Source organism: Bacteroidia bacterium (assembly GCA_040880525.1).
Taxonomy (GTDB): Bacteria; Bacteroidota; Bacteroidia; order CAILMK01; family JBBDIG01; genus JBBDIG01.
Genome location: JBBDIG010000026.1, coordinates 21,890 through 37,623, shown reverse-complemented (window position 1 = coordinate 37,623; position 15,734 = coordinate 21,890). Strand labels below are relative to the sequence as shown.

Below are 15,734 nucleotides of genomic sequence, written 5' to 3'. Positions count from 1 at the left end.
ACCTATGAAAGCAGTATTGATAGATGAATATGGCGCCCCTGAAGTATTGAAGGTGCAGGAAAAAGATATTCCCGAACCGGGTGAAAAAGAAGTCCTGGTGAGAGTAAAAGCAGCCGCTGTAAATCCGGTGGACTACAAAGTGCGACAGGGAAAATTGCGGCCCCTCAGCGGCAAGGCAGATCAAAAGCCGCTGGGTTCCGACTTCGCTGGCGAGGTGGTGCGTACCGGAAAGAAAATAACCCGCTTTGGCGAAGGCAATGCAGTCTTCGGGATCGTACGGTCGCTGAAAGGCGGAGCGTATGCAGAATATGTTACTGTTCCTGAAGATCAATTGATCCTGAAACCTGATAACATAAGTTTTAATGAAGCAGCCGGTGCCTCAATGGCAGCATTGACGGCCCTGCAGGGTTTGCGTGATGAAGGCAAGATCAAAAAAGGCATGAAGGTGCTCATCAATGGTGCATCGGGCGGTGTGGGTTCCTGCGCGGTACAAATCGCAAAACACTATGGAGCTACTGTAACGGGCGTATGCAGCACCGCCAATCTGGAAATGGTAATGGCGCTCGGTGCCGATGAGGTGATAGATTACAATAAAGAGGACTTTTCAGAAAGGAAAAATACCTGGGATATTATTTTTGATGCTGTTGCGAAAGAAGGATATACCACCTGCGCACCGGCACTTGCCTCTGATGGCGTTTACATTACTACGCTTCCAAAGCCGCAAGCCATAGTGCTTCAGTTGCTGAGCAAAGTGCTGCCCGGAAAGTCGTGCAAATATTTTATGATGAAACCCAATCATCATGATCTTGATGAGGTGCGCGCATTGCTGGAAAAAGGTGCGCTCAAAATCCCCATCGCGAAAACCTACCCGCTTAATGAGATTTCAGAAGCGCATAAGCACAGCGAAAGTGGCCATGCAAACGGTAAGATCATTATTGAAATGCCGGAATAGTGATTTTTATTACCAAATAATAGCGTTCAATTCCAGGCAATAATTCTGTCCGGACTCCCTGTTCTGCTAATAATCCCACTTCCTTCTGTAATCATTGTAAAAGGAGAATCCGAATTTCCAGGTGAGTTGCGGGAGTGCGATGGTATTTTCAGATGTAACGGCATAGAAACCCGCACGGAATAATTGCTTCTTAATCCGGAAGATCCATTCCAGGCCGCCAAATATTTCTCCGTGCCGGAAATCATTTTGCTCCGGAATAGCCAGGAAGCCAGCGCCACCGGCAAGACCTAGGTGCGCTTTGTTCAGCAACGGAACTTTATTGAAGAGATAACCCTGGTCATGAAAAATACCGTTGAGCCGCAGAAACGGCCCGGAGGCGCTCAGCGTTGGCCCGAGCAACTGAAACGAGGTGAGTGGATTGGAGAAGAGGTATGGATCCGATCCGCGGAAATACCGGTATTCTATTACGCGCAGGCTCTTTTTATTCAGGAATGTACCGGCCAGGAAATTCCAGGTGCCAAACCCAAAACGCTTTAATTGCACTTCATGGTTTACCCCGGCTTCCAGATAATCAAAATTCACCTCGCTTTGGAACAGGCCATTTATCCCTTTCCGGTAGCGGAGCGAAAACTCCGGGTAATCAGAGCCGGTAATGATCTTTTTATTCCGCTTGATCATATACTTCTGGCCGGGCCGGTATTTCAACTGAATGCTCACCTCCGATTTTCTGTAGGATTTGAAATCCACCGGTTCATTTAAATCTCCATACAAAACCTCTGACCATTCGTCATGCTGCATATTCGTCAGCGGATCCATCCGTCCATATTCCAGCGTAACTTCACCGAAAAGCCCGTTCACTATTTCCATTCGCTGCGCAACGCTGATGCTGCGTGACCGCACATAATTCGCCCGGCTAAATAGTGTGCTCAGCGATGCATAGTTGTTTACCACTTCATAGTTATCGCCAACATCAATATAGGTACGAACAAACTTGAGCGGCACATAAGTCAGTCCGGCTCCAAGCTTTCCTTTCACATCCTTGTTCGCAAAACCATAATCCACGAACCCGCGGGTTTCCAGCAGGAAATCATTCTCGAATTCTTTGCTGAAACCTCCGCCCAGCCTGTGCCGGTAGCCACCTATGCCGAACGGATTGAGTTGCGCCACCAGCGGATCAATATTGTAGCGGATGCCCTTCCTGTGGTTCTGGTGATAAATTCCCATTAAAAGGAAATCCCATATATCAAGCTTATTTATTTCTGCATCCAGCGAATCAAGGAAAGCATCGCTGATCAAATAGTCCCGTGAGCTGTCCGTTTCTGCGATATACTCAATCTCATTGGCTCGCAGCGAAATGGGTCTTACATCTTTCCACCAGGCGGAATCTTTGTCAAAAGCCGTAACATCATAAGCCTGTATCTCATTATTAAAAAAGCGGGGCGGAAATACGGTATTCAGTTCATAATCAGTGTGAGTTACCAGTGTATGGCCTTTTCTCAAATCGCTTCCGTCCTTTATGGTATAAATGAATTCACGACTCACGGGCATGGATATTCCCGACTGCAAGGCTGCATATTGCTGCTTAATGCGAAAATCCCGGCAATACATCAGTGCTTCCGGATTAATGGAAAAATCCACTTCCTGCAACATCCAGGTGGAATCTTCCACGAGCATGAAACCCGAGAACAAAGCCTCACCGGGAAAAAGCGGGATAACGTTGATTTTGTAAATCTTTTTTCCGTTGCTGTCAATAAACGAAGAATCAAGGCTGAACCTGTAGCTGAGCTCAGCCGTAGCCGCCAGGGGAGATAGCAGTGGTTTTTGGCTCAGCAGGGGCGCATGGATAAGGTTTCGCGAAAAGTTAAAATCCGCACTCCACGGTTTAAAAGTGATGAGGTAAGGATCTTCGTACTGCCGGCCAACCCCTGCTATATCAGGCTCCCCATAGCTAAACCCTACGCTTACGCTCCTGCCACGATAAGCTGGCATCACATCCGAGAAATCATTCCAGGCTTGCGTTATAACCTTATATTTTCCCGGTTTCTGGTAATTTGTTTCCTCCACTGATTCAATCAGCCGCATCTTCCTAATCTTACTCAATTGGGCTCTTGCGCGGTCCATCACGGTAGGCTCCTTCTCTTTCTTCTTTTTCTTTTTCTCCTTCTCGTCCTTCTCGTCCTTTTCCTCTTTTTCCTCTTTCTTATTATTATCCTCAACTGCGGTTTCGGTGGTATCTTCTTCTGCTTTTTCGGCAGGTTCGGGTTTTTTTATTTCCACCGTTATTTTCTGATAGGTCTGGCAGCGGTAATTCTCCACAGCGTCAAAATCATTCCGGCTCTTTTTCCGGGCCAGCCGCATGATCTCTTTACCGCGGTCCACATACGCTGCAGTTACCACAGCCTCTCCCAGGTTCAGTGCCGATTCCTCCAACTGTACGTTCAGCACCAGCGTCTGCCCTTCTGCCAGGAAAACCGTCTCCTCATGCTGCCGATAGCCTACTGCACTAAAAACTACTGCGTGCTCACCGGCCCGCAGGTTCAGCAAATAATTTCCAGAAGCATCACAGGAGGTTCCCTGGGTATTGTTCTTCAGGTACACGTTCGCATAGGGAATGGGCGCGCCTGAAGTATCCGTTACTAAACCCCGCAAGGAAGCTGCATCAGCCGGAAGGCCAATCAAAAAGACGTAACATACGATCAGAAGGATATTTCGCACTGGGATAAATTTACCGATGTTCTATACGCTACGGGCGAAGGAACGATAAGTTACAACTTGTTTTAAAAAAATCCTGCATATTTTAAAATAGAAAACTGTTAAAATAATTTAAATAAATATAATTTTAAATAAATAATTTAAAACACAAACACAATCCATTATCATCTAAAATTTTTCGGTAAATTTAAATGTTGAATACAAAGAATTGCCTAAACTTGAACTGAAAATTAACTTTATTCATTTAACCAATTCAAACATGAAAAACTGGATTTATGGTGGCATCGCATTGCTGGCCACTTCATGCTCATCTCCGCAGGAAAAGCAGGAGGTGCAACAGACGCCCGTGCTACCTTCTCAACATTATACAATAGAACAATTCATGGACAATGCCTCAGTTTCCGGGGGCAGTTTTTCTCATGATGAGTCAAAGATACTTTACTCCACGGATGTCTCCGGAATCTATAATCTCTACACAATTCCTGTATCAGGTGGAGAACATACACAGATCACGGACTCCGACAGCAATTCGTTTTTTGCAATTTCCTATTTTCCAAAGGATGACCGAATGCTATTCTCCAGTGATGATAATGGCAACGAAATCTACCATATTTATCTGCGCGAAGAAGACGGTACCATCCGCGACCTTACTCCGGGAGCCGAAGCACGCTCATCTTTCTTCGGTTGGAGCAGGGATAAGAACAGTTTCTTTTTCCAATCCAATAAGCGCGATTCCAGATTTATGGACGTATATGAAATGGAGCTTGAAAACCTGGAGGCTGAGTTGATCTATGAAAACAGTGAAAACCTTCAGGTCTCGAAAATTTCTGATGATAAAAACCATCTTGCCCTCGTAAAGCCAATCACCACCAACGATAATAATCTTTATCTCTACAACCGCAACACAAAGGAGAAAACGCAGCTAGACCAGGAGCAGGCCGGATACACTCCGGTATATTTTAGCCGCGACAATAGGAGCCTTTTTTACACCACCGATACAGGTGATGAATTCGCTTACCTGATGCGGTATGACATGGAAACAGGCGAACGTGAAAAAGTGGCGCAAGAAGATTGGGATATCATGTACGCCACGCTTTCAGAATCGGGCAGATACAGGGTCATTGGCATAAACGAGGATGCGAAAACCGTGGTAAAAATTCAGGACCTCGAAAATGATGAACCCTTAGAATTTCCAGATGTGGCCGATGGGGAGATCAAATCCGTGCGCTTTTCAGCGAGTGAAGAAAAAATGCTCTTTTATGCGGGTACGTCCAAATCCACCTCGAACATGTATGCACATGATTTTAATACAGGAGAAACGACCCGGCTCACCAATACCATGAGCCCGCAGATTGACCTGAACGACCTGGTGGAAGGAAAAGTAGTGCGCTATCCATCATTTGACGGCACCGAGATTCCTGCGATATTCTACATGCCGCACCAGGCAATTGCAGACAGCCCCGTGCCTGCAATGGTTTGGGTGCATGGCGGGCCGGGAGGTCAATCGCGGCTGAGCTACTTCCCTCTTATTCAATATTTAGCAAACCACGGCTATGCAATCCTGGCAGTGAACAATCGCGGCAGCAGCGGGTATGGCAAAACATTTTTCAAAATGGATGATCGGCAACATGGTGAAGGTGATCTGCAGGATGTAATTGAAGGCAAGAACTACCTGGCTGGCCTTCCTGAAATTGACAGCAGCAAAATCGGCATCATTGGCGGTTCGTATGGCGGTTTTATGACGATGGCGGCTATGACTTCCGCGCCCACTGAGTTTGATGTAGGGGTGAATCTCTTTGGCGTTACAAACTGGTTGCGTACCCTGCAAAGCATTCCGCCCTGGTGGGAATCATTCAAGCAGGCGCTGTATGAAGAAATGGGCGACCCTGCCACCGATTCAGTCCGTCTCCACAGGATATCTCCGCTATTCCATGCAGAGAAAATTAAGCGGCCGCTCATGGTACTCCAGGGCGCCACTGACCCACGCGTGCTCCAGGTTGAATCGGACGAAATCGTGGATGCTGCACGCCAGAATGATGTGCCGGTAGAATATGTTCTTTTCGAGGACGAGGGACATGGCTTCGTAAAAAAGGAAAACCAAATTGAAGCTTATGGTAAAATCCTCACCTTTCTGAACACCTACCTGAAAGGCGAAGAAGAAACAGCAGCCGGAGCGAAGTTGTAGACCGTTTCCCTTTGGCGATTGGCATTTTGCTAATGGCTAATGCAGGACATGTGGAGGGATCGAAGAACATTCCACTGCGAACTCTCCGGATATGGTGGATGAGATAAAGAAAACAAGGTTAGCCCATCGTACTTTGCTTTACCAGCGGTAACCGGAGTGGACAAGCTGCAAGCTTTTTGAAATCAAAAGATGTAGCTTGCGAAAATGGTAGAAGCCGGCCACAGAAAAATAAACTTAAACAAACAGACCATGAATTCAATATTAAAAACATTATCCGCAGTATTAATGGCTACTTTCCTCTCGTGCTCCGGGCAGGCCCAGCAAGGACAAGGAAAGGCCGAAAACATTTCCACAGCGGCATTCAGCCAGATGATTGCACAAACAGAAGGCGTGCAGTTGGTTGACGTACGAACACCGGGCGAATGGGAAAAAGGTACACTGGCAGGCGCCCGCAGAATAAACTGGATGGGCAACGATTTTGAAATACAGGCAGCCAAACTGGATACGTTGAAGCCCGTCCTGATCTATTGTGCTTCAGGAGCCCGTAGCAGTAAAGCCATCCAAAAATTAAATGCGATGGGTTTTCAGGAAATTTATAATCTTTCAGGCGGCATTAAAGCGTGGGAAAAGGCCGGCCTCGAAGTAGTGAAATAATTATAATTATCATAAAAAGTCTGCAACTGCGCTCATAAAGTTTTAGATGGAACGCTATTTCAATATATTTCTTGATTCTTATTCCGGATACTGGAATTACCTGAAGGGGGAAATTCTGGATCCGGGGTTCCATAATTACTTTTATTGGCTGATCGGCATTTCACTTATCGCGTGGCTTTTGGAGATCATAATTCCGTGGCGGAAAAAACAAGGCATTTTTCGCAGGGATTTCTGGCTGGATGGTTTTTATATGTTTTTTAATTTCTTCCTTTTCTCGCTTATTATTTACAATGGTATTTCAAATGTTGTTGTAGAATTTTTTAACGACCTGCTTGCACAGATCGGAATTACAAATATTGTAGCAATCGAAGTGATGGAGTGGCCGGTGTGGTTGCAACTTATCACGATGTTCGTTCTGGCCGATTTCATCCACTGGAACGTACACCGCTGGCTGCACCGGGTTCCGTGGCTTTGGCAATTCCATAAGCTCCATCATTCGGTAAAGGAAATGGGCTTTGCTGCGCATCTCCGCTTTCACTGGATGGAGACGGTTATTTATAAAAGCGTGCAGTACATTCCGCTGGCCATGATCGGCTTTGGGCTTGACGATTTTTTTATTGTGCATATCATCGCCATGTCCATTGGCCACCTGAACCATGCAAACCTCGGCTGGAATTATGGCCCGCTGAAGTACGTTTTCAACAACCCGCAAATGCACATCTGGCACCATTCCCGGAAAATACCTGAAGGCCACCGGTATGGTGTAAATTATGGCATCAGCCTCAGCATCTGGGATTATATTTTCAGGACCGCAGCTATACCGCATGATGGCCGCGACATCCAACTCGGCTTTGATGGAGACGAGGAATATCCTGCAGATTTTGGCAAACAAATTATTTATCCTTTAAGAACCAGGAAAAATGAAAACGCTGAATAATTGGGTCATCATTCTCTTTCTTTGCTTCACTTTGGGACTAATGCCCTACACGCCAGAACCCCATCTCTGGGGCAAAATCAAATGGATAGCCGGGGGCGCAGTGGGAATGCAATTCACTGACTGGATGGACTTCCTCATGCACGGCTTTCCGTTTCTGCTGCTCCTCCGGCTGGCGAGCATGAAATTGTACGGGAAAATAAAAGCTGCCTGAAAATTTAGTTATTTAATTCTTTACAATTTCCAGGATATCATCTTCCCTGATCTGTGTAGATTTCTTCAACACTATACCTTCAGGGGATATCAGGTACATCGTAGGAAAGACCGTAATATTATAACTTTTCACAAATTCATCTGTATATAAAAGCTGTTGCCAGGCAAGGCTGTCAGTTCGTATGGCATTTTTCCATTCCTCCAAATTCTGGTCATAAGCAATGCTTACAAACTCAATGGGCAAACTATCCTTCATCTCATAATACATTTTCACCAAATGTTTATTGTAGAAACGGCATGGCGCACACCAGCTCCCCCAAACGTCAAGCAATATGTATTTTCCATTTAGTTGCGGAAACTTATGCGATATGCCATTGGTATCCACGAGTTCAAATACAGGTGCCGATTTCTTAACCAAAGAATACTTCACTGAATTTAATCTCGATTCCAATGATGCATTGTTAACATAATCAGGATAAGTTTTCAGGAATTTTTCAAGGGTTGTAATATATTGCCTCCGTTCATTTTCAGAAGCTTCCGCATCATCATAATAATAAAAACTCCTGCTTTTCATATCCAGGTAGATTGGGAAGGGGTACATTGCTTCTCTTTTTTCAATTTCTGATAACATAGTATGAAATTGTGGGGAATAGTTGGAATCCTGCTGACCTTGCTTGAGGGAGTCAACTATGTTTTTCATATTATAATCAACTATGACTTGATTATACCACATCATGCCCGAATACGCTTGTTCATTTTTAGGAAGTGCAACAAGATCGTCCATTTCATAAATATCATAGATGCGTTCCATTTCCCGCGTTACCATCAGGTTCATATAAAACAGTTTAAAAGATTTGGCCGCCACTTTTGCCAAATCGTCACCTCCCAGGAAAGTTATAAGGCTGTCCTCCATCAGGTTAAAAGTGGAATCAGTATCTCCATACTTATTTCTAAAGATCCTGAAAAATGTACTAGCGTGCTCATAGCTATTTTCTGACAGAGGCGAAACACCTGTCAAATTCCAATCGCCTGTTTGCGCATTAATTTGTACATCAATGGTGTCACTTTCAAAGAGAAATAGCTCGTAGCTTGATTCCAGGGAATCATCTTCGTAAGACAGCATCATTCGCGTTGGTACCGGAAAACTTCCTTTAATTGAAAATTCACCGGAGCGATTTATTTTTGCGTATACCACATCCGGATTGGCTGTGGTATACGCTGTAAATTTTGCCTCACCATTTGAATTTGAGATTTTTCCTGAAATTAAAAATTCAAAAGAATAGGCATTAAGAGAAAAAAAGAAGGCAATTGCAATTAAGATGAAAATTTTCATAGCTAATGTTTTTTGTTGGCTAATTGGGAATTTGAACAATGATACCCCCGGCACCAAAAGCAAGCTTCTGCTTCCGTGATAAATGAATTGATTTTTTGTTGAGACCCTTAACGAGGATAGCCCCCGAGGCCACAGAAGAATGAAACATCAGGCGGTTAGGGGTTTCTTCCTTTATCATACAGCGCGATTCCTGATCGTTATCACACAAGAGTATTAGTGTATCACCGATATTTACATCAACATACTCAGATTCAATAAAGGGTATAAAACGAAATTCACCCCGGTTGAAGGTTGTTTGCACTTTACCATCCGAAAGTACATTTATGCTTATGTTCTCTTTTTTGCCGAAAAAGTAAACTGCTGCCCGGTCTCCCTGCTTCGGGTCTAAATCAAAATGGCGGCTGAATAATAATTCCTTCCGGTTATTTATTAATAGTTTGACACCAATGCTTTCTTTATATTGAGATCCTACCGAAGAACGGAAGTTGTACCATTGATTGGGAATATAATATGGATTTCCGGTGTTCATAGAATTATCCCTGGGAAAAGATGTTGCTCCTCTATCCTGAAGTTCATTTTCCGAATCCATATTTCCATCCGGTGAATCCCCCTGTATTGGGTTTATCACAAAAACAGGTTCCTGATTATTCTCCGCAGAATCAAGGACAGCTAAAGTTTCCCTGACATCAGGAGACGCGACTTCAGTTGCATGGTATTCATAATACGCCCAAACGCCAAGGCCGACAATGAGCAAAACCGAGAGCGAACCAACGGCCCATATAGCCAACTGCTGAAGTGAAACCGGCCCTTTGGTTTGGACTAGTTGATCACGAAAAATGATTTCCGCAGCCTTATCTACTTCCATTACTTTGGGGGCATCACGCACTGCGGCAAAGTACTTCTCCAGAATATCAGGATGTTCCATCTTCTATCTTCGATTGGTTTCTTTGTCTGTCAATATCTGTCTCAATTTTTCCCGGCCTCTTACCAGCCGCGATTTCACAGCCGAAAGGCCACAGTTCTGGATTTCTGCAATCTCTTTTATTGAAAAACCAGAGATCTCAAAAAGCACTATTGCGTCCTTCTGTTTTTCCGAAAGCTGGTCGAGTGCCTCTGAGAGGATATGGACGTCCACTCCTGCAGAAGGCTCCTCAGCACTCTGTTCATTCCTGGCCGTCACTTCCTCAAGGCCCGATGTTTTTCTTGCCTCCCGGTAATACTTCATTCGCACCCTGGAAGCAATCCCAATCAGAAAACCTAATATGGCCGCCCTGTTCCGCAATCCTGGAAAGCCCTGCACTGCTGCCAGGAGGGTTTGGGCCAATATTTCCCGTGCATCATTCTCATTGCCTGTTGTGGCCAAAACGTACTTCTCTACTTTACTGTGAAGCGGCTTATACAAACGGAAGAATTCTGCATTCCTGCTTGCCTTTCCGGCTGTATCAGTTCCTGAATCTTGAAGCTCCAACAATCGCCTTTCTTTATAAGTGCTTTTAGCCCGGGGAAAAGTCGCAAATGAATTGAAAATAGTTCAATACCTTAAAACATTTGTATCCTGAAGCCACTAATTTTGGCAGGAGAAGTAATTTTTCTTTACACGAAATTTTCCGGGTTAATGAAAACTATAGATGGATACATCGCCAAAAACAAAACATGGGAGGAAGCGCTGATTTTCCTTCGCAGCATTCTTCAGGAAACCGAATTACAGGAAACCGTAAAATGGGGCATGCCGGTTTATGTAATTAATAATAAAAACGTACTCGGAATCGGGGCTTTTAAGTCTTATGTGGGTTTGTGGTTTTATCAGGGCGTTTTTCTGAAAGACAGGCAGAATAAGCTGGTGAATGCGCAGGAAGGCGTGACTAAAGCTATGCGTCAATGGCGTTTTAACTCGTTTGATGACTTACGGGCCGATGCCGACCTGGTCCGTGAATATGTAGAGGAAGCTATCGCCAACCAACTTGCAGGAAAAGAATTGAAGCCGGAAAAGAAGAAACCACTGGAAATGCCCGCAGGATTTAAGCAGGCGCTGGCTAAGGATGCAGAATTAAAAGATGCCTTCTCACGATTTACCCCGGCTCGCCAAAACGAATTCATCGAATATCTGCTACAGGCAAAGCGGGAAGAAACCCGCAAAAAAAGGCAGGAAAAAATAATTCCTTTAATAAAGCAGAATATCGGCCTCCACGACAAATATAAATAAGATCAAAACCCTTAGTGATACTTTGTGCCTTCGTGTCTAAAACCCCAATAAAAAACCTTCGTGCTACTTCGTGTCATAGTGCCTTTGTGTCTAAACCTTTACATCTCCACCTAAAAAAACCCTTCGTGTCATAGTGCCTTTGTGTCTAAACACGTTTGGATCCCGCACTATTGAAGCTGCTCAATTGCAGCATCCAGCCGCTGCACGATCTCCTTTTGCCCCAGTAACGAGATCATCTCGAAAATAGCCGGGCCATAACTGAGGCCGGACACGAGTACGCGAAACAACTGCATATACTGGCCGCCCTTTACCCCCATGTTGTCAGCCGTGGATTTGTAGGTATTCTCAATATCTTCTGCTGTGAAATGAGAAAGGTTGTAAAGATTCTCCTTCAGCCGGACGAAGAATTTCAGCGCTTCAGCATTCCATTTCTTTTCGATCACCTTTTGATCATACTCTTCAGGAGCCTTAAAAAAGAAACTGCCCATTTCCCAAAATTCATTAATAAACGAAGCCTTTTCCTTGATGAGGGCACATGCTGCTGCAATATATTCCATCTCAGGATCTACGCCCTGCTCACGAAGAATTGGCCTGAAGCTGTGAGCCAATTCCATATCGTCTTTATGGCGCAGGTGCTGCTGATTGTACCACCGCGCCTTCTCAGGGTCGAATTTCGCCCCGCTCTTGCTCACCTTCTCTATAGAGAAAGTATCAATCAGTTCATCAATCGAGAATACTTCGCGGTTATCTCCCGGATTCCAGCCAAGCATGGCCAGGATATTCACCATAGCTTCGGGGAAATATCCGCTTTCGCGGTAGCCGGTAAAGGTCTCCCCGCTTTCAGGATCTTTCCAGTTGAGCGGAAACACTGGGTATCCACCCTTTGCGCCATCCCGCTTGCTGAGTTTTCCTTTGCCGTCCGGCTTCAGAATGAGCGGAAGATGTGCAAACTCCGGCATCGTCTCCTCCCAGCCCAGGTAGCGGTAAAGCAGCACATGCAGCGGTGCGGAAGGCAACCATTCTTCCCCCCGGATGACGTGCGTGATCTTCATCAAGTGGTCGTCCACAATATTGGCCAGATGGTAGGTTGGCATACCATCACTCTTAAACAGCACTTTGTCATCAAGCTGTCCGCTCTGCACCACAACCCAACCTCGGATCATATCTTTTAACCGTACTTCTTCCTTTCGCGGCACCTTAATCCGAATCACGTAAGGATCATTGTTCGATAGCCTCGCTTTCACTTCATCAGCAGGCAGCGTAAGGGAATTTTTCATGTATTCGCGGCTCACGTGGTCGTATTTCGGGTTGGGAACCCCCGCCTTGCTCATGCGATCCCGCATCTCTTCCAAATCTTCCGGAGTATCAAATGCATAATAAGCCGTGCCTTCCGCGATCATTCTTTCTGCGTATTCTTCGTAATGTTCCTTTCTTTCGCTTTGGCGGTACGGCCCGAATGGCCCAGAAGCGTCCGGTCCTTCATCCGGATGGATGCCTGCCCAATGCAGCGCCTCCCGGATATATTCTTCTGCACCCTTTACGTAGCGGTTCTGGTCAGTATCCTCTATCCGGAGGATGAAATGTCCTTTATTCTTTTTAGCAAACAAATAATTGTAGAGGGCCGTCCTGACACCTCCAATATGCAATGGCCCGGTAGGGCTGGGCGCAAATCGTACCCTGACTTCTCTGCTCATTTTCCTGGCTTTTAAATGGGTTCACAAAGGTAAGCGCTGCCTGCGTTTACCGGTTTCCGCATAATTTTAAATATTCTGTTTAAACTTTATAATCTCAAATAATTAATCCTGCTATTTAAATAATGTTTTGATTTTTGGAATTTAATAGCAGGAGAAAAATTTACTGGCAGGAATTCTATGTAAATAATTTCCTGATAATTTTTCATGACAAAAATGGCTGGTCAATCTTTAGCCAACGTTTTCAGGATAAACTGCTTCAACTGATTTCTCTGCTCCGTGAGTGTCGCAACAACTTCAGGCTGCTTTTTCAATAAGATTGCGTACCGGCTCCTTGCTGATGCCAGCCTGAATATGCGCCTATACCGGGGAAAATATAATCCGCTTAGCGAGAAAAGGATGGCAGTGACACCCAATGGCCATGAAACGTAAAATGACATAATACCGATAATGGCAACCCATAACAGGTAGAGAAGTAATCCGAGGACGAGATGTACAGGCGCCAGGAATTCGGGATCCTTAACCTTGCTTGCGGTAATTTGTCCCGCCACGAAAAACGGAGGGAACGCAAAAAATGCGCTCACCAGAAAGAGCGGGGCTCCGATCAGCAGTTCAAAGGTTGGTGAAGCAGTCCCTTTAGGGAAATGAGAATCAGCCAACCTGCATTCTCGTAATAAATCAGTGTATTGCACGGCTGTTTCCTGCAATTCGGCCAGGACGGTAGCCGGAATTTCCCTTAGCCGGCTTGCCAGTGCCTGTTGCTGCCTCAACCGTTCCGGATCATGTGGATTCCACTTATCGGTTTCCTCATTTCGATAAATCCGGAACAGAAGCTCGGCCAGCAGATCCTGCGCGGGATTGTGGATCTCTACGATCAGCTTACGGAGTTCTGCCGCCAGTGTCTCATTAAATTTATTGATGGCTTTGGCCGGGTTGTCTGTATATTCACCCTTTAAGTCCCTGACAGGAATGGGAGGGCCAAAAGCTACCAGCAGTTCGGAGAAAGAACGTTGCGCCTCTGAATAAGTAAACCCGGCCGGTACCACCTGTAAGTCAAGCTGCCACTGCCGGGACTGCTCTGCACCGAATGATAAGCGGGCAACTCCTTTCTTTAGCGGTCTCAGCCGTTTTTCTATCAGGCTCAAGCCCTCCGGAAAAATGAGGATCGCTCCGCCTCTCGCCAGTATCTCATAGCAACGGGCAAATACCTCTTCGTTCTTGCTGAGGTTATCCGGCCCCTCCTGTTGTCTGTAAATGGGTATAACCTTCAGCAAACCCAGCAACCAAGCCGCGAAAGGAGAAGTGAACGCATCGGACCGGGCAAGATAGTGGACAGGCCGTTTAAGCTTAAATCCCATAACGATGCCCTCCATGAACGTATTAGGGTGATTGGAAGCGATAATAATCGGTTTCCGTTCAGGCACGTTCGATTCATTGATCCAGTACAATCGGCTGAACCAAAAGTGTAGCGACCATTTAAGGAAGAATTGAAGCAGCCGGTAGAACACGTGTGGGTATTTAGCGGACTATGGTATGAGCTGCGGATTGCAAGGCGATTCCATCACTAAAGCCGTGTTCATCCACGGTCAGAATCAATCCGACTTTCAAAGCGGATTTTATGTCTTCTCTTTTGCACCAATCAGGAAATTTCGCTTGCGAGTTCTCTCTCATTTCCTTAACCATTAATAATTAAGCACTAATCATTCTTTTTAAGTTTTTTAATATCCACATTGAAATAGTTCATTGAACTGCCCGACTTAAAGCGGTCATCATTAAGCGTAAAGCCTTTGATGATATATTCCTTTAAACGCTGGGTTGCCCAAATTCGGAATTGAGTACCTTGAACAGATTTTACACGATAGCCTACCGAAATGATAACGTCTAAATTGTAAAAATTGGTAGCATAGTTTTTACCATCTGATGCAGTTGTTCGGAAATTCCGAACAACTGAATTTTTATCCAATTCTCCTTCTTCAAAAACATTTGTAATATGCTCGCTAATAGTAGCTTTAGACTTCTGAAACAGATTTTGCATCTGTTCTTGGGTTAACCAAACAGTTTCCTCCTCTAAGCGAACATCTATCTTGATGTTGCCGTCTGGATTTTGATAAATCTGGATTTCGCTGCTCACAATAATAAATTGTTAATAAGTTTCTTCGGTGGATTTCATTCTGCTACAATTTCATTTTCAGGCTCCATTTTCATTCTCAAATTCTAGCGACCAATATTTTCTGTGATGAAGTATCCTTTTAAACACATCTAAATATGACGTTCTCACAACTTAATGACGGAAACTCAAATCTACTGGTTCCTGCAAATTTTCAGGGTGATAAAAATTTAAGTTTCAAAATATTAGCTCCTATCCTTTCAAATCATAAATTTTTCTTTGGCTCAAATTCCTTGCTCGTATCCAAAGTCTGTTTCAAACGCGGATTGTGCTGCTGCGGTGGTGGCTAATTCATCACAGCGCTCATTTTCAATATTGCCGGCATGGCCCTTTACCCATCTGAAAGTAACTTTATGCTGCGGATATACCTTCAGGAATTCCTGCCACAGGTCTGGGTTTTTCTTGCCTTTGAAATTTTTCTGTTGCCATCCAAAGACCCATTTTTTCTCAACCGCATCCACCACGTACTTGCTGTCACTGTAGATGACCACATTTAGGCCCGGCCTCTTCAGTGCCCGCAATCCTTCTATTACGGCAAGAAGTTCCATTCGGTTGTTGGTGGTTTTTTTAAAGCCCTTGCTCAATTCTTTCCGTAACGTGCCGTATTTCATGACGACACCGTAACCACCAGGTCCGGGATTATTGAGTGCAGCACCATCAGTATATATAACTACAGGAGGATTGGCCATT

13 protein-coding genes and 1 pseudogene are annotated in these 15,734 nt (G+C 44.9%); 6 read left to right on the top strand and 8 right to left on the bottom strand.

What is annotated here, in order from left to right:
- Positions 1-4: 4 nt before the first annotated feature.
- A complete protein-coding gene (locus WD077_07475) occupies positions 5-952 on the top strand; it encodes an NAD(P)-dependent alcohol dehydrogenase (GenBank protein MEX0967061.1) in 948 nt (315 codons plus the stop codon).
- 66 nt (positions 953-1,018) lie between these two features.
- On the opposite strand, the gene WD077_07470 is transcribed toward WD077_07475, so the two are convergent.
- Positions 1,019-3,667, bottom strand: coding sequence for a DUF5686 and carboxypeptidase regulatory-like domain-containing protein (locus tag WD077_07470; protein ID MEX0967060.1), 2,649 nt, complete (start codon positions 3,665-3,667; stop codon positions 1,019-1,021).
- A gap of 256 nt (positions 3,668-3,923) precedes the next feature.
- Here WD077_07470 and WD077_07465 point away from each other — a divergent pair, with 256 nt between their 5' ends.
- The 4 genes from WD077_07465 to WD077_07450 all read left to right on the top strand — a co-directional run bounded on the left by WD077_07465 (position 3,924) and on the right by WD077_07450 (position 7,651).
- Complete coding sequence (locus WD077_07465) at positions 3,924-5,849, top strand: alpha/beta fold hydrolase (protein ID MEX0967059.1); 1,926 nt, start codon at positions 3,924-3,926, stop codon at positions 5,847-5,849.
- 249 nt (positions 5,850-6,098) lie between these two features.
- Positions 6,099-6,503 (top strand): rhodanese-like domain-containing protein, encoded by a 405-nt coding sequence (locus tag WD077_07460; protein ID MEX0967058.1) that lies wholly within the window; start codon positions 6,099-6,101, stop codon positions 6,501-6,503.
- Between the two features lie 46 nt (positions 6,504-6,549).
- Entirely contained in the window at positions 6,550-7,440 is an 891-nt protein-coding gene (locus WD077_07455; GenBank protein MEX0967057.1) for a sterol desaturase family protein, read from the top strand.
- Positions 7,424-7,651, top strand: coding sequence for a hypothetical protein (locus tag WD077_07450; GenBank protein MEX0967056.1), 228 nt, complete (start codon positions 7,424-7,426; stop codon positions 7,649-7,651). Before WD077_07455 ends, WD077_07450 begins: the two co-directional genes overlap by 17 nt.
- Before the next feature lie 12 nt (positions 7,652-7,663).
- Here WD077_07450 and WD077_07445 read toward each other — a convergent pair whose 3' ends face one another.
- Genes WD077_07445 through WD077_07435 form a run of 3 tightly spaced genes read right to left on the bottom strand, consistent with a single transcriptional unit; the run spans position 7,664 to position 10,454 of the window.
- A complete protein-coding gene (locus WD077_07445) occupies positions 7,664-8,983 on the bottom strand; it encodes a TlpA disulfide reductase family protein (protein ID MEX0967055.1) in 1,320 nt (439 codons plus the stop codon).
- Positions 8,984-9,002: 19 nt separating this feature from the next.
- On the bottom strand, positions 9,003-9,908 hold the full coding sequence (locus WD077_07440; GenBank protein MEX0967054.1) for a hypothetical protein: 906 nt from the start codon (positions 9,906-9,908) through the stop codon (positions 9,003-9,005).
- A gap of 3 nt (positions 9,909-9,911) precedes the next feature.
- A complete protein-coding gene (locus tag WD077_07435) occupies positions 9,912-10,454 on the bottom strand; it encodes an RNA polymerase sigma factor (GenBank protein MEX0967053.1) in 543 nt (180 codons plus the stop codon).
- A 144-nt stretch (positions 10,455-10,598) separates the two neighbouring features.
- Between WD077_07435 and WD077_07430 the strand changes: the two genes are divergently transcribed.
- Positions 10,599-11,186 carry a YdeI/OmpD-associated family protein gene (locus WD077_07430; GenBank protein MEX0967052.1) on the top strand — a complete coding sequence of 196 codons (588 nt, stop codon included), beginning with the start codon at positions 10,599-10,601 and terminating at the stop codon, positions 11,184-11,186.
- A 167-nt stretch (positions 11,187-11,353) separates the two neighbouring features.
- On the opposite strand, the gene gltX is transcribed toward WD077_07430, so the two are convergent.
- From gltX to rnhA, 4 genes and pseudogenes are all read right to left on the bottom strand, one after another.
- Positions 11,354-12,880, bottom strand: coding sequence for a glutamate--tRNA ligase (gltX, locus tag WD077_07425; GenBank protein ID MEX0967051.1), 1,527 nt, complete (start codon positions 12,878-12,880; stop codon positions 11,354-11,356).
- Between the two features lie 221 nt (positions 12,881-13,101).
- Positions 13,102-14,385: a lysophospholipid acyltransferase family protein gene (locus WD077_07420; GenBank protein MEX0967050.1), complete on the bottom strand. Its 1,284-nt coding sequence runs from the start codon at positions 14,383-14,385 to the stop codon at positions 13,102-13,104.
- Positions 14,386-14,582: 197 nt separating this feature from the next.
- A pseudogene (gene rhuM / locus WD077_07415) lies at positions 14,583-15,011 on the bottom strand (RhuM family protein).
- Between the two features lie 257 nt (positions 15,012-15,268).
- Positions 15,269-15,733 (bottom strand): ribonuclease HI, encoded by a 465-nt coding sequence (rnhA, locus tag WD077_07410; GenBank protein ID MEX0967049.1) that lies wholly within the window; start codon positions 15,731-15,733, stop codon positions 15,269-15,271.
- Position 15,734: the final 1 nt, after the last annotated feature.

Excerpts from the sequence above, each read along its gene's own strand:
- WD077_07460 (MEX0967058.1), top strand. The coding sequence starts at position 6,099 with ATGAATTCAATATTAAAAACATTATCCGCAGTATTAATGGCTACTTTC.
- WD077_07445 (MEX0967055.1), bottom strand. The coding sequence starts at position 8,983 with ATGAAAATTTTCATCTTAATTGCAATTGCCTTCTTTTTTTCTCTTAAT.
- WD077_07430 (MEX0967052.1), top strand. The coding sequence starts at position 10,599 with ATGAAAACTATAGATGGATACATCGCCAAAAACAAAACATGGGAGGAA.
- rnhA (MEX0967049.1), bottom strand. The coding sequence starts at position 15,733 with ATGGCCAATCCTCCTGTAGTTATATATACTGATGGTGCTGCACTCAAT.
- WD077_07440 (MEX0967054.1), bottom strand. The coding sequence starts at position 9,908 with ATGGAACATCCTGATATTCTGGAGAAGTACTTTGCCGCAGTGCGTGAT.
- WD077_07450 (MEX0967056.1), top strand. The coding sequence starts at position 7,424 with ATGAAAACGCTGAATAATTGGGTCATCATTCTCTTTCTTTGCTTCACT.
- WD077_07455 (MEX0967057.1), top strand. The coding sequence starts at position 6,550 with ATGGAACGCTATTTCAATATATTTCTTGATTCTTATTCCGGATACTGG.
- WD077_07465 (MEX0967059.1), top strand. The coding sequence starts at position 3,924 with ATGAAAAACTGGATTTATGGTGGCATCGCATTGCTGGCCACTTCATGC.
- WD077_07475 (MEX0967061.1), top strand. The coding sequence starts at position 5 with ATGAAAGCAGTATTGATAGATGAATATGGCGCCCCTGAAGTATTGAAG.
- gltX (MEX0967051.1), bottom strand. The coding sequence starts at position 12,880 with ATGAGCAGAGAAGTCAGGGTACGATTTGCGCCCAGCCCTACCGGGCCA.